Source organism: Tenacibaculum sp. MAR_2010_89 (genome assembly GCF_900105985.1).
GTDB lineage: Bacteria > Bacteroidota > Bacteroidia > Flavobacteriales > Flavobacteriaceae > Polaribacter > Polaribacter halocynthiae.
Genome location: NZ_FNUB01000004.1, coordinates 210703 through 235322, shown reverse-complemented (window position 1 = coordinate 235322; position 24620 = coordinate 210703). Strand labels below are relative to the sequence as shown.

At 31.9% G+C, this 24620-nt stretch carries 38 protein-coding genes and 1 riboswitch; all 38 genes read left to right on the top strand.

Annotation, left to right across the window (positions count from 1 at the left end; genetic code table 11):
• Window positions 1-2: 2 nt before the first annotated feature.
• The 38 genes from rplW (at window position 3) to thiH (ending at window position 24615) form a co-directional block, all read left to right on the top strand.
• A complete protein-coding gene (gene rplW, locus BLV71_RS01965) occupies window positions 3-293 on the top strand; it encodes a 50S ribosomal protein L23 (RefSeq protein WP_093868916.1) in 291 nt (96 codons plus the stop codon).
• 11 nt (window positions 294-304) lie between these two features.
• Window positions 305-1129: a 50S ribosomal protein L2 gene (gene rplB, locus BLV71_RS01960; RefSeq protein WP_093868915.1), complete on the top strand. Its 825-nt coding sequence runs from the start codon at window positions 305-307 to the stop codon at window positions 1127-1129.
• 6 nt (window positions 1130-1135) lie between these two features.
• Window positions 1136-1414 carry a 30S ribosomal protein S19 gene (gene rpsS, locus BLV71_RS01955; RefSeq protein WP_093868914.1) on the top strand — a complete coding sequence of 93 codons (279 nt, stop codon included), beginning with the start codon at window positions 1136-1138 and terminating at the stop codon, window positions 1412-1414.
• Between the two features lie 9 nt (window positions 1415-1423).
• Window positions 1424-1828: a 50S ribosomal protein L22 gene (rplV, locus tag BLV71_RS01950; RefSeq protein WP_093868913.1), complete on the top strand. Its 405-nt coding sequence runs from the start codon at window positions 1424-1426 to the stop codon at window positions 1826-1828.
• A gap of 11 nt (window positions 1829-1839) precedes the next feature.
• Entirely contained in the window at window positions 1840-2556 is a 717-nt protein-coding gene (gene rpsC / locus BLV71_RS01945) for a 30S ribosomal protein S3 (protein ID WP_093868912.1), read from the top strand.
• A gap of 21 nt (window positions 2557-2577) precedes the next feature.
• On the top strand, window positions 2578-3009 hold the full coding sequence (gene rplP, locus BLV71_RS01940; protein WP_093868911.1) for a 50S ribosomal protein L16: 432 nt from the start codon (window positions 2578-2580) through the stop codon (window positions 3007-3009).
• Between the two features lie 11 nt (window positions 3010-3020).
• The gene (rpmC, locus tag BLV71_RS01935) at window positions 3021-3212 is read left to right on the top strand and encodes a 50S ribosomal protein L29 (protein ID WP_093868910.1); all 192 of its coding nucleotides are present in this window, start codon (window positions 3021-3023) and stop codon (window positions 3210-3212) included.
• A gap of 18 nt (window positions 3213-3230) precedes the next feature.
• Window positions 3231-3488, top strand: coding sequence for a 30S ribosomal protein S17 (rpsQ, locus tag BLV71_RS01930; protein WP_093868909.1), 258 nt, complete (start codon window positions 3231-3233; stop codon window positions 3486-3488).
• A 1-nt stretch (window position 3489) separates the two neighbouring features.
• On the top strand, window positions 3490-3858 hold the full coding sequence (rplN, locus tag BLV71_RS01925) for a 50S ribosomal protein L14 (RefSeq protein ID WP_093868908.1): 369 nt from the start codon (window positions 3490-3492) through the stop codon (window positions 3856-3858).
• A 13-nt stretch (window positions 3859-3871) separates the two neighbouring features.
• The gene (gene rplX, locus BLV71_RS01920; protein WP_093868907.1) at window positions 3872-4180 is read left to right on the top strand and encodes a 50S ribosomal protein L24; all 309 of its coding nucleotides are present in this window, start codon (window positions 3872-3874) and stop codon (window positions 4178-4180) included.
• 2 nt (window positions 4181-4182) lie between these two features.
• Entirely contained in the window at window positions 4183-4734 is a 552-nt protein-coding gene (gene rplE / locus BLV71_RS01915; protein WP_093868906.1) for a 50S ribosomal protein L5, read from the top strand.
• 3 nt (window positions 4735-4737) lie between these two features.
• On the top strand, window positions 4738-5007 hold the full coding sequence (gene rpsN, locus BLV71_RS01910; RefSeq protein WP_093868905.1) for a 30S ribosomal protein S14: 270 nt from the start codon (window positions 4738-4740) through the stop codon (window positions 5005-5007).
• Window positions 5008-5348: 341 nt separating this feature from the next.
• Entirely contained in the window at window positions 5349-5747 is a 399-nt protein-coding gene (rpsH, locus tag BLV71_RS01905; protein WP_093868904.1) for a 30S ribosomal protein S8, read from the top strand.
• A gap of 15 nt (window positions 5748-5762) precedes the next feature.
• The gene (gene rplF, locus BLV71_RS01900) at window positions 5763-6308 is read left to right on the top strand and encodes a 50S ribosomal protein L6 (RefSeq protein WP_093868903.1); all 546 of its coding nucleotides are present in this window, start codon (window positions 5763-5765) and stop codon (window positions 6306-6308) included.
• An 18-nt stretch (window positions 6309-6326) separates the two neighbouring features.
• Window positions 6327-6677, top strand: coding sequence for a 50S ribosomal protein L18 (rplR, locus tag BLV71_RS01895; protein ID WP_093868902.1), 351 nt, complete (start codon window positions 6327-6329; stop codon window positions 6675-6677).
• 8 nt (window positions 6678-6685) lie between these two features.
• A complete protein-coding gene (gene rpsE, locus BLV71_RS01890; protein ID WP_093868901.1) occupies window positions 6686-7210 on the top strand; it encodes a 30S ribosomal protein S5 in 525 nt (174 codons plus the stop codon).
• A gap of 11 nt (window positions 7211-7221) precedes the next feature.
• Window positions 7222-7404, top strand: a complete 183-nt coding sequence (gene rpmD / locus BLV71_RS01885) for a 50S ribosomal protein L30 (RefSeq protein WP_093868900.1) — start codon at window positions 7222-7224, stop codon at window positions 7402-7404.
• A 13-nt stretch (window positions 7405-7417) separates the two neighbouring features.
• Window positions 7418-7867 carry a 50S ribosomal protein L15 gene (rplO, locus tag BLV71_RS01880; RefSeq protein ID WP_093868899.1) on the top strand — a complete coding sequence of 150 codons (450 nt, stop codon included), beginning with the start codon at window positions 7418-7420 and terminating at the stop codon, window positions 7865-7867.
• 14 nt (window positions 7868-7881) lie between these two features.
• The gene (secY, locus tag BLV71_RS01875; RefSeq protein ID WP_093868898.1) at window positions 7882-9204 is read left to right on the top strand and encodes a preprotein translocase subunit SecY; all 1323 of its coding nucleotides are present in this window, start codon (window positions 7882-7884) and stop codon (window positions 9202-9204) included.
• Between the two features lies 1 nt (window position 9205).
• A complete protein-coding gene (infA, locus tag BLV71_RS01870) occupies window positions 9206-9421 on the top strand; it encodes a translation initiation factor IF-1 (protein WP_024740627.1) in 216 nt (71 codons plus the stop codon).
• Between the two features lie 12 nt (window positions 9422-9433).
• Window positions 9434-9550: a type B 50S ribosomal protein L36 gene (ykgO, locus tag BLV71_RS01865; protein WP_010181906.1), complete on the top strand. Its 117-nt coding sequence runs from the start codon at window positions 9434-9436 to the stop codon at window positions 9548-9550.
• A gap of 2 nt (window positions 9551-9552) precedes the next feature.
• The gene (gene rpsM / locus BLV71_RS01860; RefSeq protein WP_093868897.1) at window positions 9553-9918 is read left to right on the top strand and encodes a 30S ribosomal protein S13; all 366 of its coding nucleotides are present in this window, start codon (window positions 9553-9555) and stop codon (window positions 9916-9918) included.
• 33 nt (window positions 9919-9951) lie between these two features.
• Window positions 9952-10338: a 30S ribosomal protein S11 gene (gene rpsK / locus BLV71_RS01855; protein WP_093868896.1), complete on the top strand. Its 387-nt coding sequence runs from the start codon at window positions 9952-9954 to the stop codon at window positions 10336-10338.
• Window positions 10339-10478: 140 nt separating this feature from the next.
• Window positions 10479-11084, top strand: a complete 606-nt coding sequence (gene rpsD / locus BLV71_RS01850; protein ID WP_093868895.1) for a 30S ribosomal protein S4 — start codon at window positions 10479-10481, stop codon at window positions 11082-11084.
• A 95-nt stretch (window positions 11085-11179) separates the two neighbouring features.
• The gene (locus tag BLV71_RS01845; protein ID WP_093868894.1) at window positions 11180-12172 is read left to right on the top strand and encodes a DNA-directed RNA polymerase subunit alpha; all 993 of its coding nucleotides are present in this window, start codon (window positions 11180-11182) and stop codon (window positions 12170-12172) included.
• A gap of 60 nt (window positions 12173-12232) precedes the next feature.
• Window positions 12233-12712: a 50S ribosomal protein L17 gene (gene rplQ, locus BLV71_RS01840; RefSeq protein WP_093868893.1), complete on the top strand. Its 480-nt coding sequence runs from the start codon at window positions 12233-12235 to the stop codon at window positions 12710-12712.
• Window positions 12713-12818: 106 nt separating this feature from the next.
• Window positions 12819-13928, top strand: coding sequence for a glutamine-hydrolyzing carbamoyl-phosphate synthase small subunit (gene carA, locus BLV71_RS01835; RefSeq protein WP_093868892.1), 1110 nt, complete (start codon window positions 12819-12821; stop codon window positions 13926-13928).
• Between the two features lie 131 nt (window positions 13929-14059).
• The gene (gene eno, locus BLV71_RS01830; RefSeq protein ID WP_093868891.1) at window positions 14060-15346 is read left to right on the top strand and encodes a phosphopyruvate hydratase; all 1287 of its coding nucleotides are present in this window, start codon (window positions 14060-14062) and stop codon (window positions 15344-15346) included.
• 189 nt (window positions 15347-15535) lie between these two features.
• Complete coding sequence (locus BLV71_RS01825; protein ID WP_093868890.1) at window positions 15536-16822, top strand: citrate synthase; 1287 nt, start codon at window positions 15536-15538, stop codon at window positions 16820-16822.
• Between the two features lie 56 nt (window positions 16823-16878).
• Window positions 16879-17832, top strand: a complete 954-nt coding sequence (locus tag BLV71_RS01820) for an arginase (protein ID WP_233487144.1) — start codon at window positions 16879-16881, stop codon at window positions 17830-17832.
• Between the two features lie 109 nt (window positions 17833-17941).
• A riboswitch (TPP riboswitch) is annotated at window positions 17942-18036 on the top strand.
• A 64-nt stretch (window positions 18037-18100) separates the two neighbouring features.
• Window positions 18101-18304, top strand: a complete 204-nt coding sequence (thiS, locus tag BLV71_RS01815; protein ID WP_093868888.1) for a sulfur carrier protein ThiS — start codon at window positions 18101-18103, stop codon at window positions 18302-18304.
• 48 nt (window positions 18305-18352) lie between these two features.
• Complete coding sequence (gene thiC, locus BLV71_RS01810; protein WP_093868887.1) at window positions 18353-20209, top strand: phosphomethylpyrimidine synthase ThiC; 1857 nt, start codon at window positions 18353-18355, stop codon at window positions 20207-20209.
• 74 nt (window positions 20210-20283) lie between these two features.
• A complete protein-coding gene (locus BLV71_RS01805; RefSeq protein WP_093868886.1) occupies window positions 20284-20880 on the top strand; it encodes a thiamine phosphate synthase in 597 nt (198 codons plus the stop codon).
• Window positions 20881-20883: 3 nt separating this feature from the next.
• A complete protein-coding gene (locus tag BLV71_RS01800) occupies window positions 20884-21642 on the top strand; it encodes a hydroxymethylpyrimidine/phosphomethylpyrimidine kinase (protein WP_093868885.1) in 759 nt (252 codons plus the stop codon).
• Window positions 21643-21691: 49 nt separating this feature from the next.
• Window positions 21692-22012, top strand: a complete 321-nt coding sequence (locus tag BLV71_RS01795) for a hypothetical protein (RefSeq protein ID WP_093868884.1) — start codon at window positions 21692-21694, stop codon at window positions 22010-22012.
• A complete protein-coding gene (gene thiE / locus BLV71_RS01790; protein WP_093868883.1) occupies window positions 22002-22652 on the top strand; it encodes a thiamine phosphate synthase in 651 nt (216 codons plus the stop codon). Before BLV71_RS01795 ends, thiE begins: the two co-directional genes overlap by 11 nt.
• 2 nt (window positions 22653-22654) lie before the next feature.
• Window positions 22655-23428, top strand: a complete 774-nt coding sequence (locus BLV71_RS01785; RefSeq protein ID WP_176974327.1) for a thiazole synthase — start codon at window positions 22655-22657, stop codon at window positions 23426-23428.
• Between the two features lie 53 nt (window positions 23429-23481).
• On the top strand, window positions 23482-24615 hold the full coding sequence (gene thiH / locus BLV71_RS01780) for a 2-iminoacetate synthase ThiH (protein ID WP_093868882.1): 1134 nt from the start codon (window positions 23482-23484) through the stop codon (window positions 24613-24615).
• Window positions 24616-24620: the final 5 nt, after the last annotated feature.

Below are 24620 nucleotides of genomic sequence, written 5' to 3'. Positions count from 1 at the left end.
AAATGAGTATTTTAATTAAACCTATTATTACGGAAAAAGCTACAAATGATAGCGAGGTATTTAACCGTTATACATTTGTTGTAAATAAGAAAGCTAACAAAGTTGAAATCAAAGGTGCTATTGAAGCTACCTATGGTGTAGCAGTATCTGCTGTTAGAACTATGAACCATCCTGCTGAAAGAAAAACTAAATACACTAAAAAAGGTTTAGTATCTGGATTAACAAGTGGTTATAAAAAAGCAGTTGTACAGTTAGCAGAAGGAGAAACTATTGATTTTTATAACAATCTTTAAGAAAAGACAGAATGTCAGTTAGAAAATTAAAACCAATAACACCAGGTCAGCGTTTTAGAGTAGTGAATGGGTTCGACACCATTACTACTGATAAGCCGGAGAAATCTTTATTAGCTCCGAAAAAACGATCTGGAGGTCGAAACAATCAGGGAAGAATGACTACACGTAATATCGGTGGTGGTCATAAGCAAAAATACCGTATTATTGATTTCAAAAGAGATAAAGAAGGTATCCCTGCAACAGTAAAAACTATTGAGTACGATCCAAATCGTACTGCATTTATTGCCTTAGTTAGTTATGCTGATGGAGAAAAGCGTTATGTAATTGCACAAAACGGATTAAAAGTAGGTCAAACTATCGTTTCAGGTAAAGAATCTACTCCAGATGTGGGTAATGCTATGTACTTAAGTGATATTCCTTTAGGAACAACTATTTCATGTATTGAATTACATCCAGGTCAAGGAGCTGTTATGGCTCGTTCTGCTGGTTCTTTTGCTCAATTAATGGCAAGAGATGGTAAGTACGCTACTGTTAAGTTACCTTCAGGAGAAACAAGATTAATCTTATTAACTTGTAAAGCTGTTATAGGAGTTGTATCTAATTCAGATCATCAATTATTAGTATCTGGTAAAGCAGGTAGAAGTAGATGGTTAGGTAAGCGTCCTAGAACTAATGCTGTAAGAATGAATCCAGTTGATCACCCAATGGGAGGTGGAGAAGGACGTTCATCAGGAGGTCATCCAAGATCTAGAAATGGTATACCAGCTAAAGGATACAAAACTAGATCTAAGACTAAAGCTAGTAACAAGTATATCATAGAACGTAGAAAGAAATAATAAATCATGGCAAGATCATTAAAAAAAGGACCTTACGTTCACTACAAGTTAGAGAAAAAAGTGATGGCTAATGTTGAAGCAGGAAGTAAATCAGTTATTAAAACTTGGTCAAGAGCAAGTATGATTACACCTGACTTTGTTGGACAAACAATTGCAGTTCATAACGGACGTCAATTTGTTCCAGTATATGTTACTGAAAACATGGTAGGTCATAAATTAGGAGAATTTTCACCAACTCGTTCTTTTAGAGGGCATGCAGGTGCAAAAAATAAAGGTAAAAAATAGTAGGAAATTATGGGAAGTCGTAAACATAACATGGCAACACAGTTAAAAGAAGCGAGAAAGCAAAGAGCTTTTGCAAAGCTTACTAACTGTCCTACATCACCAAGGAAAATGCGCTTGGTGGCTGATTTGGTAAGAGGAGTAGAGGTTGAAAAAGCTTTACAAATCTTGAAGTTTAGTCCTAAAGAAGCATCTAGAAATTTAGAGAAATTGTTAATGTCTGCAATTGCAAACTGGCAAGCTAAAAATGAAGATGCAAGTATTGAAGAGGCTGGATTATTCGTGAAATCTATTTGTGTAGATAGCGCAGGAATGTTAAAAAGATTAAGACCAGCTCCACAAGGGCGTGCACATAGAATAAGAAAACGTTCTAATCACGTAACTTTAGAGTTAGGAGCTAAAAATAAAAGTAATTAATCAAAGTAGAAATGGGACAAAAAACAAATCCAATAGGAAATCGTTTAGGAATTATCAGAGGATGGGAATCTAACTGGTATGGTGGAAATGACTACGGAGATAAAATTGCTGAAGATGACAAGATAAGAAAGTATATTTATGCTAGATTATCTAAAGCAAGTGTTTCTCGTGTAATAATAGAGCGTACTTTAAAACTTGTAACCGTTACTATCACTACTGCACGTCCAGGTATCATTATTGGTAAAGGAGGTCAAGAGGTAGACAAGTTAAAAGAAGAGCTTAAAAAAATTACTGGGAAAGAAGTTCAAATTAATATTTTTGAAATTAAGCGTCCTGAATTAGATGCTAAATTAGTTGCAGCTAGTGTTGCACGTCAAATTGAAAATAGAATTTCTTACAAGAGAGCTACGAAAATGGCTATTGCTGCTGCAATTAGAATGAATGCTGAAGGGATTAAAATCCAACTATCAGGTCGTTTAAATGGAGCTGAAATGGCACGTTCTGAACATTATAAAGAAGGAAGAATTCCTCTTTCTACTTTTAGAGCAGATATCGATTATGCACTTGTTGAATCGCATACTACATACGGAAGAATTGGTGTGAAAGTATGGATAATGAAAGGTGAGGTTTATGGTAAACGTGAACTATCTCCATTAGTAGGATTATCTAAGCAAAAAGGGAATTCTAATAAAGGAGGAGGAAAACGTCAACCTCGCAGAAGAAAATAATTTTTTTAAAAGAAATTACACATGTTACAGCCAAAAAGAGTAAAATTCCGTAAAGTCCAGAAGGGTAAGGGAAATATGAGCGGTAACTCTGGTAGAGGTACTCAACTTTCTAATGGAATGTTTGGGATCAAATCTTTAGACCAGAATTTACTTACATCTCGTCAGATTGAAGCAGCACGTATTGCAGCAACTCGTCATATGAAAAGAGAAGGGCAGCTTTGGATTAAAATATTTCCAGACAAGCCAATAACTAAAAAGCCTTTAGAGGTACGTATGGGTAAGGGTAAAGGAGCACCTGATCATTTCGTATCAGTAGTTAAACCAGGTAGAATTTTGTTCGAAGTTGGTGGAGTACCAATGGATGTTGCAAAAGAAGCTTTACGTTTAGCAGCTCAGAAACTTCCAGTAAAAACGAAGTTTGTTATCGCAAGAGATTTTGATTTTAACGCTTAATTCTATATAAAATGAAACAATCAGAAATTAAAGAATTATCTATCGCAGACTTACAAGAACAGTTAGTAGCGTTAAAGAAAAATTATACGGATCTTAAGATGGCTCATGCCATAACTCCATTGGAAAACCCATTGCAGTTAAGAAGCTTAAGAAAAACTGTAGCAAGAATTGCTACAGAATTAACTAAAAGAGAATTACAATAATTCTAGTCAGTTTTAAAGATGGAAAAAAGAAATCTTAGAAAAGAGAGAATAGGTGTTGTATCTAGTAGCAAAATGGAGAAATCTATCGTTGTTAATGAGGTAAAAAGAGTAAAGCACCCAATGTACGGTAAGTTCGTTTTAAAAACGAAGAAGTATGTTGCACATGACGAGAATAACGATTGCAACGAAGGTGATACTGTTAAGATAATGGAAACTCGTCCATTAAGTAAATCTAAACGTTGGAGATTAGTAGAAATCCTAGAAAGAGCTAAATAATATGTTACAAACAGAATCAAGATTAAAAGTAGCAGATAACACTGGAGCAAAAGAAGTTTTAGTGATTAGAGTTTTAGGTGGAACAAAAAAGCGTTACGCTAGCGTTGGAGATAAAATCGTTGTTACGGTAAAATCTGCAACTCCAAACGGAACTGTAAAGAAGGGTCAAGTATCTCGTGCAGTTGTTGTTCGTACTAAGAAAGAAGTTAGACGTAAAGACGGATCTTATATTAGATTTGACGATAATGCTTGTGTACTTTTAAATCCTACTGAGGAAATGAGAGGTACTCGTGTATTTGGACCTGTTGCTCGTGAATTACGTGAGAAGCAGTTTATGAAGATTGTATCATTAGCACCTGAAGTGCTTTAATATCGTATTTAAGATGAAGAAGTTCAAAATCAAATCAGGAGATACTGTTAAAGTAATAGCAGGAGATCACAAAGGATCAGAAGGTAAAGTTTTACAAATCCTTAAAGATAAAGATAGAGTTGTAGTAGAGGGAGTAAATATGGTTTCTAAACATACTAAACCTAGCGCAACAAATCCACAAGGAGGAATTGTAAAAAAGGAAGCTTCTTTACATATATCTAATGTAGCATTAGTTGAAAACAACGAAGCTGTAAGAGTTGGATATAAAGTAGAAGGAGATAAAAAAGTGAGATTTTCAAAAAAATCAGATAAAGCAATATAACCATGAGTTACGTACCAAGATTAAAAGAAGAGTACAAGAGCAGAGTTATCAAGGCTCTTACTGATGAATTTGGTTATAGCAATGTAATGCAAGTTCCTAAATTACAGAAAATTGTAGTAAGTAAAGGAGTAGGTGCAGCTATAGCAGATAAGAAATTAATTGAATATGCTATTGATGAGTTAACAAGAATAACTGGTCAAAAAGCAGTTCCAACAATTTCTAAAAAGGATGTTGCAAACTTTAAATTACGTAAAGGTATGCCAATTGGTGCAAAAGTTACGTTAAGAGGAGTTGTAATGTATGAATTTTTAGACCGTTTAGTAACAGCCTCTTTACCACGTGTAAGAGACTTTAACGGAATTAAAGCAAATGGTTTTGATGGTAGAGGTAATTACAATTTAGGAATTACTGAACAAATCATCTACCCAGAGATTAATATTGACCAAGTTAAAAAAATCAGTGGAATGGATATTACTTTTGTAACATCTGCAAATACTGATAAAGAAGCAAAGTCATTATTAGGAGAATTAGGTTTACCATTTAAAAAGAATTAAAAGATGGCTAAAGAATCAATGAAAGCGCGTGAGCGCAAAAGAGCTAAAATGGTTGAAAAGTATGCTGAAAAGAGAAAAGCTTTAAAAGAAGCTGGAGACTACGAAGCATTACAAAAATTACCAAAGAATGCATCACCAATTAGAAAGCACAACCGTTGTAAATTAACTGGTCGTCCAAAAGGGTATATGCGTCAGTTCGGAATTTCACGTGTAACTTTCCGTGAAATGGCTAATCAAGGGTTAATCCCAGGAGTAAAAAAAGCAAGCTGGTAACAGTGTTTTACTATAGAAACAAGGTGTATAATTTTAAATTATGCACCTTTTTTTTGTTTTTAATATTATTTTTTATACTTCAATGACCAAAAAAAGTATTCAAATATTAGCCAATAAATTCAAAGTCAAAACGATAATTGACTAAAACATTTTTTTTTCAAAAAGTTTATGTATATTTGCACTCTGTTTTTTATAGGGTAAATTCCGTCTTGTAAGTAACTGTTAGTAAAATAGCAAAGCCTTGTAAGTAATTTATTTCTGAAAAGCAAAAAATGAATATTAACTGGTTTCAGGTTCAATAGACATAATTATTGAAAACCAAAACCGAAAATTAATTAATTATGTACACAGATCCAATCGCGGATTTTCTTACTCGTGTCAGAAATGCTATCGCAGCTGGTCATAGAGTAGTAGAGATTCCTGCTTCAAAATTGAAGAAGGAAATGACGAAAATTTTGTTCGATCAAGGTTACGTTTTAAGTTATCAGTTCAATGAAGATAAAGTTCAAGGAACTATCAAGATAGCTTTAAAATATGACAGAGAGACAAAAGAATCAGTAATCAGAAAAATTCAGAGAATTTCAACACCAGGTTTACGTAAATACGTTGGCGCTAAAGAAATGCCAAGAGTATTAAACGGATTAGGTATTGCTATTGTTTCTACATCTAGAGGTGTAATGACAAACAAAAAAGCAAGACTTGAAAATGTTGGTGGAGAAGTTTTATGTTACGTTTACTAAAATACATTTTGTAAAATGAGTAGAATAGGAAAAAATCCAATCGCATTACCACAAGGTGTTGAAGTTAAAGTAGACGGGAACGTGGTTACAGTTAAAGGTAAATTAGGTGAATTAACTCAAGAGTTAAAATCTGGTATTACTGCAAAAATCGAAGATGGTATTTTAACAGTTGAAAGATCATCAGAAAGTAAAGACGATAGATCAGCACATGGTTTATATCGTGCTTTAATCAATAATATGATTGAGGGAGTTTCTAAAGGTTATACCAAAGAACTAGAATTAGTTGGTGTAGGTTATAGAGCATCTAATCAAGGTCAAAAATTAGAATTGGCTTTAGGTTTCTCTCATAGTATTACTTTAAATTTAGCTCCAGAAGTTAAGGTTGAGACAGTATCTGAAAAAGGTAAAAATCCAATCATTAAATTATCTTCATTTGACAAGCAATTAGTTGGTCAAGTAGCAGCAAAAATTCGTTCTTTCCGTAAGCCAGAGCCTTATAAAGGAAAAGGAATTAAGTTTGTAGGAGAAGTATTAAGAAGAAAAGCAGGTAAATCTGCATAATAAATAAGAGAAATTATTATGGCATTATCAAAGCTTGAAAGAAGACAACGTATTAAGCATAGAATTAGAAAAATTGTTACAGGAACTGCTGAAAAACCAAGATTATCGGTTTTTAGAAGTAACAAAGAAATTTATGCTCAATTAGTTGACGATGTAGCGGGTGTTACTTTAGCATCTGTATCATCAAGAGATAAAGAAATAGCATCAAGTTCTAAAGCAGAAGCTGCAACTGCAGTAGGTAAATCTATAGCTGAAAAAGCTAACAAAGCTGGCGTACAAATGGTTGCTTTTGATCGTAATGGGTATTTATACCACGGTAGAGTAAAAGTATTAGCAGACGCTGCTAGAGAAGCTGGTTTAAAATTTTAAGAAATTATATTATGTTAGGATATAAAAACATAGAAAGAGTAAAACCAAGCGGTTTAGAGCTTGTAGATAAATTAGTAGGTGTACAACGTGTTACTAAAGTAACTAAGGGGGGTAGAGCATTTGGTTTCTCTGCAATCGTAGTAGTTGGTGATGGTAGCGGAGTTGTAGGTCATGGATTAGGAAAGTCTAAAGATGTTGCCTCAGCTATTGCAAAAGCAGTAGAAGATGCAAAGAAAAATTTAGTACGTATTCCTATTTTAGACGGAACTTTACCTCACGAACAAAAAGGTAAGTTTGGTGGTGCGAAAGTATTCATTAAGCCAGCTTCACATGGTACCGGGGTTATCGCCGGTGGTGCTGTTCGTTCGGTATTAGAATCTGTTGGTATTAAAGACGTATTATCAAAATCTCAAGGATCATCTAACCCTCACAATGTTGTAAAAGCTACTTTTGACGCTTTATTACAATTACGTAGTGCGGCAACTATAGCTAAACAAAGAGGTATATCTTTAGAGAAAGTTTTTAACGGTTAAAATTTAAGACGATGAGTAAAATTAGAGTTACACAAGTAAAAAGTCAAATCGGTCGCCTTAAAAATCAAAAAAGAACGTTAGAGGCACTAGGTTTACGTAAAATGAACCAAACTGTAGAGCATGAGGCAACTCCTTCTATAGTTGGTATGGTAAATACAATTAAACACTTAGTTTCCGTAGAGGAAATTAAATAAGACATAAATAATCATGAGTTTACACAACTTAAAACCGGCAGAGGGATCTGTTAAAAAAGTTAAGAGAATTGCACGTGGTGAAGGTTCTGGTAAAGGTGGTACCGCTACAAGAGGTCACAATGGGCAAAAGTCTCGTTCAGGATATTCTCGTAAAATTGGATTTGAAGGTGGTCAAATGCCACTTCAAAGACGTGTGCCTAAATTTGGTTTTACTAACATAAATCGTAAAGAATATGTTGGTGTTAATTTAGATAAATTACAAAATTTAGTAGATAGCGGAAAAATTACTGACACTGTTAGTTTAGATGTTTTAGTAGAAAACCGTTTAGCTCGTAAAAACGACTTAGTTAAAATATTAGGTGGAGGAGAGTTAAAAGCTAAATTAAATATTACTGTACATAAATTTACTGCTACAGCTAAAGCTGCTATTGAAGCTGCTGGAGGCGAAGCGGTTACCTTATAAGAAAACTGTAAATGATGAATTTTATAAATACTTTAAAAGATATTTTCAAAATTGAAGAGTTAAAAGAAAAAATAATTTTAACTATTGGTTTAATTGCTGTATACAGGTTTATGTCGGCTGTTCCATTACCTGGGATAGATCCTACACAGCTTGCAGCATTAAAAGATCAAGCTGGAGGAGGTCTTTTAGGTTTATTAAACGCATTTACAGGAGGAGCATTTGCTAGAGCGTCAGTAATGGCACTTGGTATAATGCCTTATATTTCTGCATCTATTGTAGTTCAATTAATGGGTATTGCTGTACCTTATTTACAGAAATTACAGAAAGATGGAGAAAGTGGAAGAAAAAAGATTACACAAATTACTCGATGGTTAACTATCTTAATTACTTTGGTTCAAGGACCAACGTATATTACAGCTATTAAAACCCAATTTGGATTACCAGAATCAGCTTTCTTAGTTGGTGGTGCTACATTTTGGATTTCATCAATGATTTTATTAACAGCAGGAACCATATTTGCTATGTGGTTAGGAGAGCGTATCACTGACAAAGGAGTTGGTAACGGAATATCGTTATTAATTACAGTTGGTATTATAGCTAATTTCCCTGTTGCTTTCTTACAAGAAGTAGTTTCTAAAACAGAAAATGCTGGCGGTGGAGGAATCATGATGATTTTAATAGAGTTAATAGTTTGGTTTGTTGTAATTTTATTAACCGTATTATTAGTTACCGCAGTTCGTAAAGTAGCAGTACAATATGCTCGCCGTACCGCAGTTACAAACATTAAAGATGTTGACGGAGCAAGACAATACATTCCGTTAAAGTTAAATGCTGCAGGTGTAATGCCAATTATATTTGCACAAGCTATAATGTTTTTACCTGTTGCATTAGGTCAAAAATATCCAGCTTTAAATAGTTTAGCTGATAATTTCGGTTTATGGTATAATGTAATATTTGCTGTTTTAATTATCGTATTTAGTTATTTTTATACGGCAATTACAATACCTACTAATAAAATGGCTGAAGACCTTAAAAGAAGTAATGGTTTCGTACCAGGTTATAAACCAGGTGAAGAAACTGCTAATTATTTAGATTCTGTATTATCAAAAATAACATTCCCAGGATCATTATTTTTAGCAGCATTATCTATTTTACCTGCAATCATTGTTAAATTTGGAGTTACTCAAAATTGGGCAATGTTTTATGGAGGAACATCTTTAATCATTATGGTAGGAGTTGCTATAGATACTATTCAGCAAATTAATTCATATTTATTAAACAGTCGATATGACGGTTTAATGAAAACAGGTAACAGTAACAGAAAATCATTAAAATAATATGGCTAAGCAACCAGCAATTCAACAAGACGGAACAATAACAGAAGCATTATCAAATGCAATGTTTCGTGTAGAATTAGAAAACGGACATATTGTAACGGCTCACATTTCAGGAAAAATGCGTATGCATTATATCAAATTATTACCTGGAGATAAGGTGAAATTAGAAATGAGTCCGTATGATTTATCAAAGGCAAGAATTACTTACAGATATTAAAAAACAAAACTGATGAAAGTAAGAGCATCATTAAAGAAAAGAAGTGCCGACTGCAAAATAGTACGCAGAAAGGGCAGATTATATGTAATTAACAAAAAGAATCCTAGATTTAAACAAAGACAAGGGTAGTTATGGCAAGAATCGCAGGTATTGACATTCCAAAGAATAAAAGAGGAGTTATCGCTTTAACTTACATCTTTGGTATAGGAAGAAGCAGAGCTAAAAATATATTAGCAGAAGCAAAAATAGATGAGAGTATCAAAGTTCAAGATTGGACTGATGATCAAATTGCAGCAATTCGTGAGCAAGTTGGAACTTTCACTATCGAGGGAGAGTTACGTTCTGAAGTTCAATTAAACATTAAGCGTTTAATGGATATCGGATGTCAAAGAGGTATTCGTCACAGACTTGGATTACCATTAAGAGGTCAAAGAACTAAGAATAACTCTCGTACAAGAAAAGGTAAGAGAAAAACTGTAGCTAACAAGAAAAAATAATCGTTAGATTATTTTTACTAATTGTAAACAATCATGGCAAAGTCTAAAGTAACAAAGAAACGTAAAGTTGTAATTGAGTCAGTGGGAGAAGCTCACGTAACGGCATCATTTAACAACATAATTATATCTTTAACAAACAAAAAGGGAGATGTTATCTCTTGGTCTTCAGCAGGAAAAATGGGTTTTAGAGGTTCTAAAAAGAATACTCCATATGCAGCTCAATTAGCAGCAGAAGATTGCGTAGGTGTGGCTAAAGAAGCTGGATTACGTAAAGTTAAGGTATATGTAAAAGGACCAGGAAATGGTAGAGAATCTGCTATTAGATCAATTCATAATGCTGGGATAGAAGTAACTGAAATCATTGATGTTACTCCAATTCCTCATAATGGATGTCGTCCACCAAAAAGAAGAAGAGTATAAGCTGAACTAGTTTCAGTTTATATTTTTCTAAATTGATATTATTAGTATATCAATAAAAATTATAAATTTTAAACCAAGTAGGATCAAAGATTATCGAAGGAGTAAGCCTTAATTCATAATCCCTACTAAATTAATTAGAAATGGCAAGATATACAGGACCAAAAACTAAGATTGCTCGTAAATTTGGTGAAGCAATATTCGGAGATGATAAAAACTTCGAAAAAAGAAATTACCCTCCAGGACAACATGGAGTTGGTAAAAGAAGAGGTAAAAAATCTGAATATGCTATCCAGTTAATGGAAAAGCAAAAAGCTAAATATACTTACGGTATTTTAGAGCGTCAATTTAGTAACTTATTTAAAAGCGCTTCAGCTTCTAAAGGTATTACTGGTGAGGTTTTATTACAATTATGTGAGTCTCGTTTAGATAACGTTGTTTTCCGTTTAGGAGTTGCTAACTCAAGAAGAGGAGCACGTCAATTAGTATCTCACCGTCACATTACTGTGAATGGAGAGATAGTAAACATACCATCTTACAGATTAAGAGAAGGAGATGTTGTAGCTGTTAGAGAAAAATCTAAATCTTTAGAAGCTATTGAAAATGCATTAGCTTCTAATAGTAGTGTTTACGAATGGTTATCTTGGAATTCTGATCAAAAATCAGGTATTTTTATTAAAGCACCTGAAAGATTACAAATTCCTGAGAACATCAAAGAGCAGTTAATCGTAGAATTATATTCTAAGTAATAAATTAATCATATTGAAGTTCAGCCAAAGGGTTTGTCAGTATTTCTTCAAACTTATGAACCGCGCAACTGAATTACAATTAAAATGAAGAAAATATGGCAATTTTAAATTTTCAAAAGCCTGATAAAGTAATAATGATTGAATCTACAGATTTTTCTGGAAGATTCGAATTCAGACCTCTTGAACCAGGTTTTGGATTAACTATTGGAAATGCTTTGAGAAGAGTATTATTATCTTCTTTAGAAGGTTTTGCAATAACATCATTACGAGTAGATGGCGTTGATCACGAATTCTCAACGATAGAAGGAGTTGTAGAAGATGTTACAGAAATCATTTTAAATTTAAAACAAGTACGTTTTAAAAAGCAAATTGAAGAATCTGACAGAGAAACAGTTTCTATAGCTGTATCAGGACAAGAGCAATTAACAGCAGGTGATTTACAAAAATTTATTTCAGGATTTCAAGTATTAAATCCAGAATTAGTTTTATGTAACATGGATAAGTCTGTTAGTTTTAGTGCTGAAATAAGCATAGAAAAAGGTAGAGGATTTGTGCCAGCAGAAGAAAACAAAAGAGCTGGAGCACCTTTAGGAACAATTTTTACTGATTCTATTTACACTCCAATTAAGAATGTAAAGTATGCAGTAGAAAACTTTCGTGTTGAACAAAAAACAGATTACGAAAAATTAGTTTTTGATATTGACACAGATGGATCTATTAATCCTAAAGATGCATTAACTGAAGCAGCTAAAATTTTAATTCACCACTTCATGTTATTTTCGGATGAAAGAATAACTTTAGAGGCTGATGAAATAGCTCAAACTGAAACATATGATGAGGAATCATTACATATGCGTCAATTATTGAAAACGAAACTAGTAGATATGGATTTATCAGTTCGTGCTTTAAATTGTTTGAAAGCTGCAGAGGTAGATACTTTAGGAGACTTAGTATCTTTCAATAAAAGTGACTTAATGAAGTTTAGAAACTTTGGTAAAAAATCATTAACTGAATTAGAAGAGTTAGTGATTAATAAAGGACTAAATTTTGGAATGGATTTAGGTAAATATAAATTAGATAGAGATTAATCTTTCATATTTTGCTCCTCATAAAGAGTTGAAGCAAGATGAAAGCAAAACCCAAATGTCATGAGACACGGAAAGAAATTTAACCACTTAGGAAGAAAAACAGCGCATAGAAAAGCAATGTTATCAAACATGGCTTGTTCTTTAGTAGAGCATAAGCGTATTAATACTACTGTTGCTAAAGCGAAAGCTTTACGTAAGTTTATTGAGCCTTTAATTACAAAATCTAAGGCTGATACAACTCACAACAGACGTACAGTATTTAGATATTTACGTGATAAAAATGCTGTTACAGAATTATTTAAAGAAATTTCTGTAAAAGTTGCTGATAGACCAGGAGGGTATGTTCGTATTATCAAATTAGGAAATCGTCAAGGGGATAATGCTCCAATGGCAATGATTGAATTAGTTGATTATAATGAATTATACAACCCTAAAGGAAACCAAGCTAAAAAATCTACACGTCGTAGCCGTCGTGGAGGTGCTAAAAAAGCTGAAGCTGTTGCTCCTGTTGAAACTAAAACTTCACAAGAGGAAGAATAAAAATGAAAATTTTTATCAATCATATAAAAGGGATGAACATTTAATGTTTATCCCTTTTTTTATATATTTTTGCAACTCAATTACACAATACAATACACTAAACTAAATGAAATATCAATCACGTAAAAAAGCTTTAGTATTATTAGCTGATGGTACAATTTTCTATGGTAAATCAGTAGGGATAGAAGGTACGTCTACAGGAGAAATCTGTTTTAATACCGGTATGACTGGGTACCAAGAAGTATTTACTGATCCTTCTTATTTTGGACAATTAATGGTTACTACAAATGCTCACATAGGTAATTATGGTGTTAATAATGAAGAAATAGAGTCTGAAGGAATTAAAATTTCAGGATTAATTTGTCGAAACTTTAGTTTTACACATTCAAGAGTTGATTCTGATGGAAATTTAAAAGATTGGTTTGAAAAACATAATCTTGTAGCAATTTCTGATGTAGATACAAGAGCATTAGTATCTTATATTAGAGATAATGGTGCTATGAATGCTATTATTTCAACAGAAGTTGATAATATTGAAAATTTAAAGAAACAGTTATCTGAAATCCCTAATATGGAAGGTTTAGAACTTGCTTCTAAAGTATCTACAAAAGAACCTTATTTTATAGGAGATGAAAATGCACCAATTAAAATTTCAGCATTAGATATAGGAATAAAAAAGAATATACTTAGAAATTTTGTTAAGAGAGATGCGTATGTAAAGGTGTATCCTTATAATGCTACTTTTAAGGAAATGAGTGAATTTAATCCTGATGGCTATTTTATATCAAATGGACCTGGTGATCCTGAACCTTTAATAGATGCTCAAAATACAGCAAAAGATATTATAGCAAATGATTTACCTTTATTTGGTATTTGTTTAGGACATCAAGTAATAGCATTGGCTAATGGTATTTCTACTTATAAAATGCATAATGGTCATAGAGGAATTAATCACCCAGTGAAAAATTTACTTACAGGAAAAGGTGAAATTACATCTCAAAATCATGGATTTGCAATTAATAGAGAAGAAACTGAAGCACATAATGATGTAGAAATTACTCATGTTCATCTAAATGATAATACTGTAGCTGGTATTAGAATGAAAAATAAAAATGTTTTTTCTGTACAATATCATCCTGAAGCTAGCCCTGGACCACATGATGCAGAATATTTATTCGATCAATTTATAGAAAATATAAAAAAGGCGAAAGCTTAATATAAATTCCCGCTTTTCTGCGGGAATTTATATTTGATAACGTTTTCGTAAAATCACAATAATATAAGATAATAAAAAGGCAGTATTTTGTAAATTTACTACCTTAAATATACTAATAAACAAAAACAACTATGAGTATTATAATCAATATCCATGCACGTCAAATTTTTGATTCTAGAGGTAATCCTACAGTAGAAGTAGATGTAACTACTGAAAATGGTTTTACAGGTAGAGCGGCTGTACCATCAGGAGCTTCTACAGGAGAACATGAAGCAGTAGAGTTACGTGACGGAGGTGCCGCATATATGGGTAAAGGTGTTTTAAAAGCAGTTGAAAATGTTAATACATTAATAGCTCAAGAATTATTAGGAGTATCAGTTTTTGAACAAAACATGATTGACAAAATAATGATTGACTTAGATGGTACTCCAAATAAATCTAAACTAGGAGCTAACGCAATACTAGGTGTTTCATTAGCAGCAGCAAAAGCAGCGGCAAATGAATTAGGGTTGTCATTATATCGTTACATAGGCGGTGTTTCAGCAAATACATTACCTGTGCCAATGATGAATATAATTAATGGAGGATCACATTCTGATGCTCCGATTGCATTTCAAGAGTTTATGGTAATGCCAGTAAAAGCTGAAAACTTTACCGAAGCAATGCAAATAGGTTCAGAAATTTTCCATCACTTAAAGAAAGTTTTACATGATAGAAATTTATCTACTGCTGTAGGTGATGAAGGTGGTTTTGCACCAACTTTAGAAGGAACCGAAGACGCAATTGAAACTATTGAATTAGCAACTAAAAATGCTGGGTATAAGTTTGGTGAAGAAGTAATGATTGCTTTAGATTGTGCTGCAGCTGAATTTTTTGTTGATGGAAAATATGATTATACCAAGTTTGAAGGTAGTAAAGGTAAAGTAAGAACTAGTCAAGAACAAGCTGATTATTTAGCAGAATTAGCATCTAAATATCCTATAATTTCTATTGAGGATGGAATGGATGAAAATGACTGGGACGGTTGGAAATATTTAACTGAAAAAATAGGAGACAAGGTTCAATTAGTAGGAGATGATTTATTTGTAACTAATGTAGATCGATTATCTAGAGGAATAGAAAACGGAATTGCTAACTCTATTTTAATTAAAGTAAATCAAATTGGTACTTTAACAGAAACCATTGCTGCTGTTAATATGGCTCATAATGCAGGTTATACATCAGTAATGAGTCATAGATCAGGAGAAACTGAAGATAATACTATTGCAGATTTAGCCGTAGCATTAAATACAGGACAAATAAAAACGGGATCAGCATCTAGATCTGATCGTATGGCAAAATATAATCAGTTATTACGTATAGAAGAAGAATTAGCTGATGTAGCTTTTTTTCCACAGGAAAAAGCATTTAAAATATAATAAGATAATTCTTATTTAAAAGAAAAATAAAGCTTGTAAGGTTGTCTTACAAGCTTTGTTTTTTATAAAATTTTTAGATAAAGAAATTTTATTTTTTTATGTTAAAAATCTATGACTATCAATTTTTTAAATTTATAAAAAATGGTATCTTCGCAACTCACTTCAATTATAAAAATTTTTAGATAAAAAATGGCAGATATAGCAAAGTTACAAGTTGGCGAAAATACGTATGAATTTCCTTTGATAACAGGAACGGAAAATGAAACTGCAATTGATATTAAAACGTTGAGAGGCGCTACTGGTGGACTTATAACAATTGATCCTGGATATAAGAATACAGGTTCTTGTCAAAGTGCTATTACATTTTTAAATGGAGAAGAAGGGATTTTAAGATATAGAGGTTACTCAATTGAAGAACTTGCTGAAAAAGCAGATTTCTTAGAAGTAGCATATTTGTTGATTTTTGGTGAATTACCAACAAAAGAACAATTACAGAAATTCCATGATGATGTAAGATCTAAAGCTATCGTTGATGAAGATATAAAGAAAATTATTGATGCTTTTCCTAAAAATGCTCACCCTATGGGAGTGTTGTCATCATTAACTAGTGCGTTAGTATCATTTAATCCAACTTCTGTAAATGTTGATTCAGAAGAAGATATGTACAATGCTATAGTTAAAATTTTAGGAAAATTTCCTGTTTTAGTAGCTTGGACAATGCGTAAAAAACAAGGATTACCTTTAAATTATGGTTCTAAGAATTTAGGGTATGTAGAAAACATTATGAAAATGATGTTTGAGCAACCTAATGAAGAGTATGCAATAAACCCAATAATTAAAGATGCATTAGATAAATTATTAATATTACATGCAGATCACGAACAAAACTGTTCTACATCAACTGTAAGAATTGTTGGTTCATCACATGCAGGATTGTTTGCTTCATTATCAGCTGGAATCTCAGCTTTATGGGGGCCATTACATGGAGGTGCAAATCAAGCTGTATTGGAAATGTTGGAAGCTATTAGACAAGATGGTGGAGATACTAAGAAGTACATGGCAAAAGCTAAAGACAAGAATGATCCTTTCCGTTTAATGGGATTCGGACATAGAGTATATAAAAACTTTGACCCTAGAGCTAAAATTATTAAAGTAGCAGCTGATGAAGTTTTAGCAGATTTAGGTATTGATGACCCAATTTTAGATATTGCTAAAGCATTAGAACAAGAAGCTCTTAACGATGAATATTTCGTTAAAAGAAAATTATACCCAAATGTTGATTTCTATTCAGGAATTATATATAGAGCTATGGGCATACCAGTTGAAATGTTTACAGTAATGTTTGCATTAGGTCGTTTACCTGGTTGGATTGCACAATGGAGAGAAATGCGTTTAGGAAAAGAACCAATTGGACGTCCTCGTCAAGTTTATACAGGTGAAAACCACAGAGATTTTGTAAAGATTAGTAAAAGATAAAATATACTAAAAATGTCATTTAATATTTAGATGACATTTTTTATTGAATTCATATTATGAAAGAAATAAAAATTATAAAAAACAGATCTGATATTGGCGCTGGTACTAGAGGATCTGACATGGGAATTGATGCTATTGAAATTGCAGCAATAAACAAAGGAAGTAATTATTTTGAGCAATTTGAATTTGAAGACGTAATTACTAAAAATGAATCTGTTTATAGTAAAGAGAATAATTCATTTGCTAAGAGAATAGAAAATGTATTTAATCAGTGTAAAAGGTTATCTAATCATGTAAAAGTAAACTTACAGGAAGATAAATTTCCAATTGTTATTTCTGGAGATCACTCGTCTGCATTAGGAACTATTAGTGGTGTTAAAGCTGCTAACTCAACAAAAAGAGTAGGAGTAGTGTGGATTGATGCTCATGGAGATTTACATTCGCCATATACATCGCCTTCAGGTAATATTCATGGTATGCCTTTAGCAGCAGCAATAAGTGATGATAATTTAGATTGTCAAGTAAATGATATTGATAGAGAAACTGCTGAGTTATGGGATAGAATGAAAAACATAGGTGTTCCAGGACAAAAAGTACAAGCAGAAGATGTTATTTTCTTTGGAGTAAGAGATACTGAAGAACCAGAGGATAAACAAATGGAAAAACATGGAATTAAAAACTACAAAGTAGCTGAAGTTAGATACCGTGGATTAGAAGTTTGTGTAAGTGAAGCACTTGAAAAGTTAAGTAATTGTGATGTAATCTACGTTTCTTTTGATGTTGATGCTATGGATTGTGATATGGTTTCGTATGGTACGGGAACTCCAGTACCAAAGGGATTTGATCAATATGAGATAATAGATATTATAAATCAATTATTAGAAAGTAAGAAAGTAGCTTGCTTAGAATTTGTTGAAGTAAATCCGTTATTAGATTTCAAAGGAAATAAAATGGCAGAAACTGCTTTTGATGTTCTTGAAAAGGTAACAGAAACTATTAAAAAAATATAATACAGTTATATTTAAGTATAATGAAACTAGCCTATAAGGCTAGTTTTTTTGTTTTTAATAAATTTTGAAAAGAGTATTGCTAGTTTAAATAAACTATTATATTTGTCATTGTAAACTTTAGGAGTAGCTAGGAAACTAGTTTGAGAAATATCCTTGGAACCTGATATGGTTAACACCAACGTAGGAAAAAGTTATTATTTTTAGTTTAGTATTTAGCTTAATAAGCAATACTAAAAACTTCTTCTATAGTTTACTTAAACATGTTAATATGATAAACATAAAAGTAAACGACATTAATCAACAATTTTCGAGCTCACTAACCATAGAACAATTAGTTTTCAAACTTCAAATTGTAACTAACGGTATTGCTATTGCCATTAATGATAGTGTGATTAAAAAAGAGAGTTGGGAAACAAAAGAACTTAAAAATAACGATAAAGTTTTAATTATAAAATCTACTCAAGGAGGATGAAATTTTCAAAACAAACTAACAATATTCTATAATTTACCTTACACAATTATGAAGAAAAAAGATACTGCACCAAGTAATGGAATAACTAGACATCCATTTCCAAATTCAAACAAAATTTATGTTCAAGGAGAAATACATCCTGATATTAAAGTTGCTATGAGAGAAATAGAATTGAGTGATACTGTTGATTCTATGACAAAAAAAAGAACTCCTAATGAACCAGTAACGATTTATGACACCTCAGGACCTTATACCGACCCTACTAAAGAAATTAATATTCATAACGGTATTGAACGTATTAGAGAATCATGGATTTTAGAAAGAGAAGATGTAGATGAATTAGCTACTTTTTCATCAGAATATTGTAATGAGCGTTTAAATGATAAAAGTTTAGATCATTTACGTTTTAGCTTAAAACATAAGCCAAAGCGAGCTAAAAAAGGACAAAATGTAACTCAGTTACATTATGCTAAAAAAGGAATTATAACTCCAGAGATGGAATATATTGCAATTCGTGAGAATCAACGAATTGATGAAGTAACACGTTTGTCAAAGCAACATCCAGGACAAGATTTTGGAGCAAGTATTCCAGCAAAAATAACCCCAGAGTTTGTTAGAGAAGAAGTAGCAAGAGGTCGTGCAGTAATACCTTCAAATATAAATCATCCTGAAGCTGAACCTATGATTTTAGGACGTAACTTCTTAGTGAAAATTAATGCAAATATTGGTAATTCAGCAACAACATCTTCAATTGAAGAAGAAGTAGAAAAAGCTGTTTGGGCTTGTCGTTGGGGAGCAGATAATATAATGGATTTATCTACAGGAAAAAACATTCATGAAACGCGTGAATGGATTATTCGTAATTCACCTGTTCCAGTTGGTACTGTACCAATTTACCAAGCTTTGGAAAAGGTAAATGGAATAGCTGAAGATTTAACATGGGAAATTTTTAGAGATACTTTAATAGAGCAAGCTGAACAAGGAGTAGATTATTTTACAATACATGCAGGAGTTCGTTTACGTTATGTGCCTATGACAGCTAAGCGTATTACAGGAATAGTATCTCGTGGTGGTTCAATCATGGCTAAATGGTGTTTAGCACATCATAAGGAGAGTTTTTTATATACACATTTTGAAGAGATTTGTGAAATAATGAAAGCGTATGATGTTGCTTTTTCGTTAGGAGACGGTTTACGTCCAGGTTCTATTGCTGACGCTAACGATGAGGCACAATTTGCTGAACTAGAAACTTTAGGAGAATTAACTAAAATAGCAAGGAAACACGAAGTTCAATGCTTTATTGAAGGACCTGGTCATGTACCAATGCACATGATAAAAGCGAATATGGACAAGCAATTAGAAGCTTGTGATGAAGCACCTTTTTATACACTAGGGCCGTTAACAACTGATATTGCTCCTGGTTATGATCATATTACGTCTGGTATTGGAGCTGCCATGATTGGTTGGTTTGGATGTGCTATGTTGTGTTATGTAACACCAAAAGAACATTTAGGATTACCTAATAAAGAAGATGTACGAACAGGAGTAGTTACCTACAAGTTAGCTGCACATGCTGCTGATTTAGCTAAAGGTCATCCAGGGGCACAACATAGAGATGATGCTTTAAGTAAAGCTCGATTTGAGTTCCGTTGGGAAGATCAGTTTAATTTAGGGTTAGATCCTGAATTAGCTCGTGAATACCATGATGAAACTTTACCAGCTGAAGGTGCAAAAATTGCTCATTTCTGTTCTATGTGCGGACCAAAATTTTGTTCTATGAAAATATCACAAGAGGTTCGTGATTTTGCAGCAGTTAATAAAGTTGAAGGTGATGAAGTATTTGCAAAAGGAATGGAAGAAAAATCTAAAGAGTTTAAAGATAAAGGTTCAGAAGTATATCTATAATCTATTGTTAATTATGAGTTGCAAATTAATATATAGTTAGATATTTGTAACTCATAATTCTTAATTTAAATTTAATGATTGTTTTAATAGCTCCAGAGAAAGATATAGAAAATGAAATTAAAATCTTACATCAATTATTTGAAAAGGGTTTAGAGTTTTATCATTTTAGGAAGCCATATAAGAATTATGAAGACCATGTTTTGTATTTAAATCAAATAGATAAAAAATACCATGATAGAATAGTAGTTCATTATTTTCATGAATTAATTAATGAATTCAATTTAAAAGGTATTCATTTTCAAGAGCAAAAAAGGAGAGATGTCTTAGAGAATGGGAGTCAGTATTTTATTGGCTTAAATATGATAGGTAAAACAATGAGTAGTTCTTTTCACGAGCCTGAAGAATTAGATAGCTGTGATATAGAATTTGATTACCATTTATTGAGTCCAGTATTTTCGTCAATATCTAAAAAAGGATATGAAGGTAAAGGTTTTGATGTAAATCATATTGATAAAATGATTATAGGTATGGGAGGTATAAATGATAATACCATAAAAGAAACCATTCAACTGGGGTTTCAAGGTATTGGAGTTTTAGGCGGTGTTTGGAATACTGAAAACCCTATTGAGAGTTTTAAAAATATTAAGGAAGAATACGAAAAGTCAATATAAAAATTGAATACTAAAACTTACATATTAACCATAGCTGGTATTGATCCATCAAGCGGAGCAGGAATCACATCAGATATTAAAACATTTGAAGCCCACGGGTTGTATGGCCTATCTGTTTGTACTGCAGTTACCGTTCAAAATGATATTGCCTTTAAAGATTGTATTTGGATTGAAAAAGAAACAATTGTTAATCAAATAACAACACTTTTTGAACGATTTTCAATATCAGTAGTTAAAATAGGAATTATTCAGTCATGGAAAATTTTATTAGAAGTACTTCAAGTATTAAAAAAAATAAATCCATCAATAAAGGTAGTATTAGATCCTATTTTAAAAGCAAGTGCAGGCTTTGATTTTCATTCGAAACAAGACCTGAAAGTATTTGAGAAAGTTTTAAATCATTGCGACTTCTTAACACCAAATTATAATGAAATAAAAGAACTATTTCCTGATAAAACTGTTGAAGAAACAATTGAGTTTATTTCAGAAAGAACAAATATTTATTTGAAAGGAGGTCATAGAGAAGATAAAAAAGGTTGGGATGAAGTTTATTATAGTAAAATAGTAAAAATGAACATTCCACCTATAGCCAATACTGTTTATCAAAAACATGGAAGTGGTTGTGTATTATCATCAGCATTAGCGTCAAATTTAATGAAAGAAATTCCTTTAGAAGATGTTTGTAAAAATGTAAAAAGATATACAGAAGAGTTTTTAAACTCAAATGAATCTTTGTTAGGTAAACACAAGTATAAGAAATAAATAAAGTAAGATAAAAAAAACGGGATATAAATATCAAATAGAGAAAGAATTGATTAATCGAAATTGGGAAATAATCGAAATTAATTCAAATATAGAATGGTGGGATGATGAAAATTGGAAAATTCAATTTAAATTTAATCATAGAATTTCACTGTATATATGTTTTATAGTTGACCCACAGTTTTCTAGAAATAGAAATAAAAGTGAAGGAATTTATGAAATAAAAGCTACATCTAAATTTCCAATGAATTGGAATGATAATTTAAATGTAATTGGTTCAATTAGTTTAACAAAAAGAAAGTTTGATGTAAAATTTGATAAATTTATTGAAGACATAGAAATATTCAAAAAAAACAAGAATGATAAGTAAATTACACTATATAACTCAGGGGGAAACAGCTGAAGAGCATTTAGAAAATATTCAAAGAGCATGTTCATCAGGAGTAGAATGGGTGCAGTTACGGTTAAAAAACGTTGACCCTAAAACAATTTTAGAAACTGCTAAAAAGGCAAGAGAAATTACTGCACATTATCAAACTAGATTAATTATAAACGATTATTATAAGGTAGCAAAAGAAGTGAATGCAGATGGAGTACATCTTGGAAAAAAAGATGCTTGTCCATTAAAAGTTCGTGATTATTTAGGGAAATTTTATAGTATTGGAGGAACAGCAAATACTTTAGAAGATTGTAAAGAGTTGTTAACTAAAAAAGTTGATTATATTGGTTTAGGGCCGTTTCAATTTACTGAAACTAAAAAGAATTTAAGTCCAGTAATAGGAGAAGCTGGGTATAAAGTATTGATTGAAGAATTAAAATCGGAAACTCCTATAATAGCTGTAGGAGGCATTACTTTAGATACAGTTACAAGTATAATAAAAACGGGTGTTTTTGGAGTAGCTGTTTCTGGAGCAATAACTAACGATTTTACTAGTATTCCTGTTTTCCATCAATTATTAAAAGCTCCAAGTACTAATGAACAAGTTTATAAACTAGATGATAACAAATAAAAATGATAAATACCAAACTAACAATAGCAGATAAAACTTTTTCATCTAGGCTATTTACAGGAACAGGAAAATTTAGTTCATCTCAGTTAATGAAAGAATCTTTAATAGCATCAGAAAGTGAACTAATAACTGTTGCATTAAAAAGAGTAGATGTTCAAAATGAAGAGGATGATATATTATCACACTTAAATCATTCAAGAGTTAATTTGTTACCTAATACTTCAGGAGTTAGAACAGCAAAAGAGGCAGTTTTTGCAGCTGAATTATCTAGAGAAGCATTAGAAACTAATTGGGTTAAATTAGAAATTCATCCAGATCCAAGATATTTATTACCAGATCCTATTGAAACTTTAAAAGCAGCTGAAGAGTTGGTAAAACAGGGATTTGTTGTAATGCCTTATATTCATGCAGATCCAGTTTTATGCAAACGTTTAGAAGAGGTAGGAACACAATGTGTAATGCCATTAGGCGCACCAATTGGAAGTAATAAAGGATTAAAAACGGTAGAGTTTTTAGAAATAATAATTGAACAATCTAATATTCCTGTTATTGTTGATGCTGGTATTGGAGCACCATCGCATGCTGCATACGCAATGGAAATTGGTGCCGATGCAGTATTAGTGAATACTGCAATTGCTGTATCTAAAAATCCAGTGGCTATGGCAACGGCTTTTAAAATGGCAGTAGAATCTGGGAGAATGGCTTATGAAGCAAAATTAGCTCCAGTTAGAAATAAAGCGGAAGCTAGTAGTCCATTAACAAGTTTTTTGAATTAATAAAGTTATACTTTCTTTTATGTTAATTATAAAGAAAGAATAAAAAATGTAGAATGAATTCGATAGAAAACGAAAATTCAAAAAGTTTCATAGATACTTTTGGTCAATATAATTGGGATGTAGAATTGAAAAGTATTTTTAGTAAAACTACATCTGATGTTGAACAAGCACTGGTAAAAAGTAAAAGAAGTTTAGAAGATTTTAAAGCTTTAATTTCACCTGCAGCAAAACCGTTTTTAGAAGAAATGGCACATATGAGTAGTGCGCTAACAAAAAAGCGTTTTGGAAATACTATACAAATGTATGCTCCAATGTACTTAAGTAATGAGTGCCAAAACATATGTACTTATTGTGGGTTTAGTTTAACAAATAAAATACCTAGACGTACTTTAACAGATGAAGAGATATTAAAGGAAGTTACTTTTCTAAAAAATAAAGGGTATGACCATATTTTATTAGTAACAGGAGAAGCAAATAAAACAGTTGGTGTAAATTATATAAATAATGCAATCAAATTAATCCGTTCTCAGTTTTCAAATATAACGATTGAAGTTCAACCATTAGATCAAAATGAGTATGAGCTACTTATAGAAAATGGTTTATATGCGGTTTTAGTATATCAAGAAACATATCATAAAGAGGAGTATAAAAAACATCATCCTAAAGGAAAGAAATCTAATTTTAAGTATCGTTTAGAAACTCCAGATAGGTTAGGAAGAGCTGGTGTTCATAAAATAGGATTAGGAGCTTTATTTGGTTTGGAAGATTGGCGTGCAGATAGTTTTTTTACAGCGTTGCATTTAAAATATTTACAAAAAACCTATTGGAAAACTAAGTATTCTATTTCATTTCCTCGATTGCGCCCGCATTCAGGTGGATTAGAACCAAAAGTTGAAATGACTGATGCAGATTTAGTACAATTAATATGTGCATTTCGTTTGCTTGATGAAGATGTTGAATTATCAATGTCTACTAGAGAAAGTGAAGTTTTTAGAAATAATATTGTTAATTTAGGAGCAACATCTATTAGTGCAGAATCAAAAACAAATCCAGGAGGATATTCAGTAGAACCACAATCCTTAGAACAATTTGAAATATCTGATGAACGTAGTACCGAAGAAATAGTACTAATGTTAAAAGAAAAAGGGTTGGAAGTAGTTTGGAAAGATTGGGAAGTTTTTAGTTAATTTAA

Excerpts from the sequence above, each read along its gene's own strand:
- rpsD (WP_093868895.1), top strand. The coding sequence starts at position 10,479 with ATGGCAAGATATACAGGACCAAAAACTAAGATTGCTCGTAAATTTGGT.
- rpsS (WP_093868914.1), top strand. The coding sequence starts at position 1,136 with ATGGCAAGATCATTAAAAAAAGGACCTTACGTTCACTACAAGTTAGAG.
- infA (WP_024740627.1), top strand. The coding sequence starts at position 9,206 with ATGGCTAAGCAACCAGCAATTCAACAAGACGGAACAATAACAGAAGCA.
- BLV71_RS01785 (WP_176974327.1), top strand. The coding sequence starts at position 22,655 with ATGATAAATACCAAACTAACAATAGCAGATAAAACTTTTTCATCTAGG.
- rplE (WP_093868906.1), top strand. The coding sequence starts at position 4,183 with ATGAGTTACGTACCAAGATTAAAAGAAGAGTACAAGAGCAGAGTTATC.
- thiS (WP_093868888.1), top strand. The coding sequence starts at position 18,101 with ATGATAAACATAAAAGTAAACGACATTAATCAACAATTTTCGAGCTCA.
- secY (WP_093868898.1), top strand. The coding sequence starts at position 7,882 with ATGAATTTTATAAATACTTTAAAAGATATTTTCAAAATTGAAGAGTTA.
- rplV (WP_093868913.1), top strand. The coding sequence starts at position 1,424 with ATGGGAAGTCGTAAACATAACATGGCAACACAGTTAAAAGAAGCGAGA.
- rpmC (WP_093868910.1), top strand. The coding sequence starts at position 3,021 with ATGAAACAATCAGAAATTAAAGAATTATCTATCGCAGACTTACAAGAA.
- rpsM (WP_093868897.1), top strand. The coding sequence starts at position 9,553 with ATGGCAAGAATCGCAGGTATTGACATTCCAAAGAATAAAAGAGGAGTT.
- BLV71_RS01805 (WP_093868886.1), top strand. The coding sequence starts at position 20,284 with ATGATTGTTTTAATAGCTCCAGAGAAAGATATAGAAAATGAAATTAAA.
- BLV71_RS01825 (WP_093868890.1), top strand. The coding sequence starts at position 15,536 with ATGGCAGATATAGCAAAGTTACAAGTTGGCGAAAATACGTATGAATTT.
- rplO (WP_093868899.1), top strand. The coding sequence starts at position 7,418 with ATGAGTTTACACAACTTAAAACCGGCAGAGGGATCTGTTAAAAAAGTT.
- rpsK (WP_093868896.1), top strand. The coding sequence starts at position 9,952 with ATGGCAAAGTCTAAAGTAACAAAGAAACGTAAAGTTGTAATTGAGTCA.
- rplQ (WP_093868893.1), top strand. The coding sequence starts at position 12,233 with ATGAGACACGGAAAGAAATTTAACCACTTAGGAAGAAAAACAGCGCAT.
- rplX (WP_093868907.1), top strand. The coding sequence starts at position 3,872 with ATGAAGAAGTTCAAAATCAAATCAGGAGATACTGTTAAAGTAATAGCA.
- rpsC (WP_093868912.1), top strand. The coding sequence starts at position 1,840 with ATGGGACAAAAAACAAATCCAATAGGAAATCGTTTAGGAATTATCAGA.
- BLV71_RS01820 (WP_233487144.1), top strand. The coding sequence starts at position 16,879 with ATGAAAGAAATAAAAATTATAAAAAACAGATCTGATATTGGCGCTGGT.
- rplP (WP_093868911.1), top strand. The coding sequence starts at position 2,578 with ATGTTACAGCCAAAAAGAGTAAAATTCCGTAAAGTCCAGAAGGGTAAG.
- rpsN (WP_093868905.1), top strand. The coding sequence starts at position 4,738 with ATGGCTAAAGAATCAATGAAAGCGCGTGAGCGCAAAAGAGCTAAAATG.
- rplW (WP_093868916.1), top strand. The coding sequence starts at position 3 with ATGAGTATTTTAATTAAACCTATTATTACGGAAAAAGCTACAAATGAT.
- rpmD (WP_093868900.1), top strand. The coding sequence starts at position 7,222 with ATGAGTAAAATTAGAGTTACACAAGTAAAAAGTCAAATCGGTCGCCTT.
- thiH (WP_093868882.1), top strand. The coding sequence starts at position 23,482 with ATGAATTCGATAGAAAACGAAAATTCAAAAAGTTTCATAGATACTTTT.
- rplN (WP_093868908.1), top strand. The coding sequence starts at position 3,490 with ATGTTACAAACAGAATCAAGATTAAAAGTAGCAGATAACACTGGAGCA.
- ykgO (WP_010181906.1), top strand. The coding sequence starts at position 9,434 with ATGAAAGTAAGAGCATCATTAAAGAAAAGAAGTGCCGACTGCAAAATA.
- rpsH (WP_093868904.1), top strand. The coding sequence starts at position 5,349 with ATGTACACAGATCCAATCGCGGATTTTCTTACTCGTGTCAGAAATGCT.
- thiC (WP_093868887.1), top strand. The coding sequence starts at position 18,353 with ATGAAGAAAAAAGATACTGCACCAAGTAATGGAATAACTAGACATCCA.
- rplF (WP_093868903.1), top strand. The coding sequence starts at position 5,763 with ATGAGTAGAATAGGAAAAAATCCAATCGCATTACCACAAGGTGTTGAA.
- rpsQ (WP_093868909.1), top strand. The coding sequence starts at position 3,231 with ATGGAAAAAAGAAATCTTAGAAAAGAGAGAATAGGTGTTGTATCTAGT.
- rplR (WP_093868902.1), top strand. The coding sequence starts at position 6,327 with ATGGCATTATCAAAGCTTGAAAGAAGACAACGTATTAAGCATAGAATT.
- rplB (WP_093868915.1), top strand. The coding sequence starts at position 305 with ATGTCAGTTAGAAAATTAAAACCAATAACACCAGGTCAGCGTTTTAGA.
- carA (WP_093868892.1), top strand. The coding sequence starts at position 12,819 with ATGAAATATCAATCACGTAAAAAAGCTTTAGTATTATTAGCTGATGGT.
- thiE (WP_093868883.1), top strand. The coding sequence starts at position 22,002 with ATGATAAGTAAATTACACTATATAACTCAGGGGGAAACAGCTGAAGAG.
- eno (WP_093868891.1), top strand. The coding sequence starts at position 14,060 with ATGAGTATTATAATCAATATCCATGCACGTCAAATTTTTGATTCTAGA.
- BLV71_RS01845 (WP_093868894.1), top strand. The coding sequence starts at position 11,180 with ATGGCAATTTTAAATTTTCAAAAGCCTGATAAAGTAATAATGATTGAA.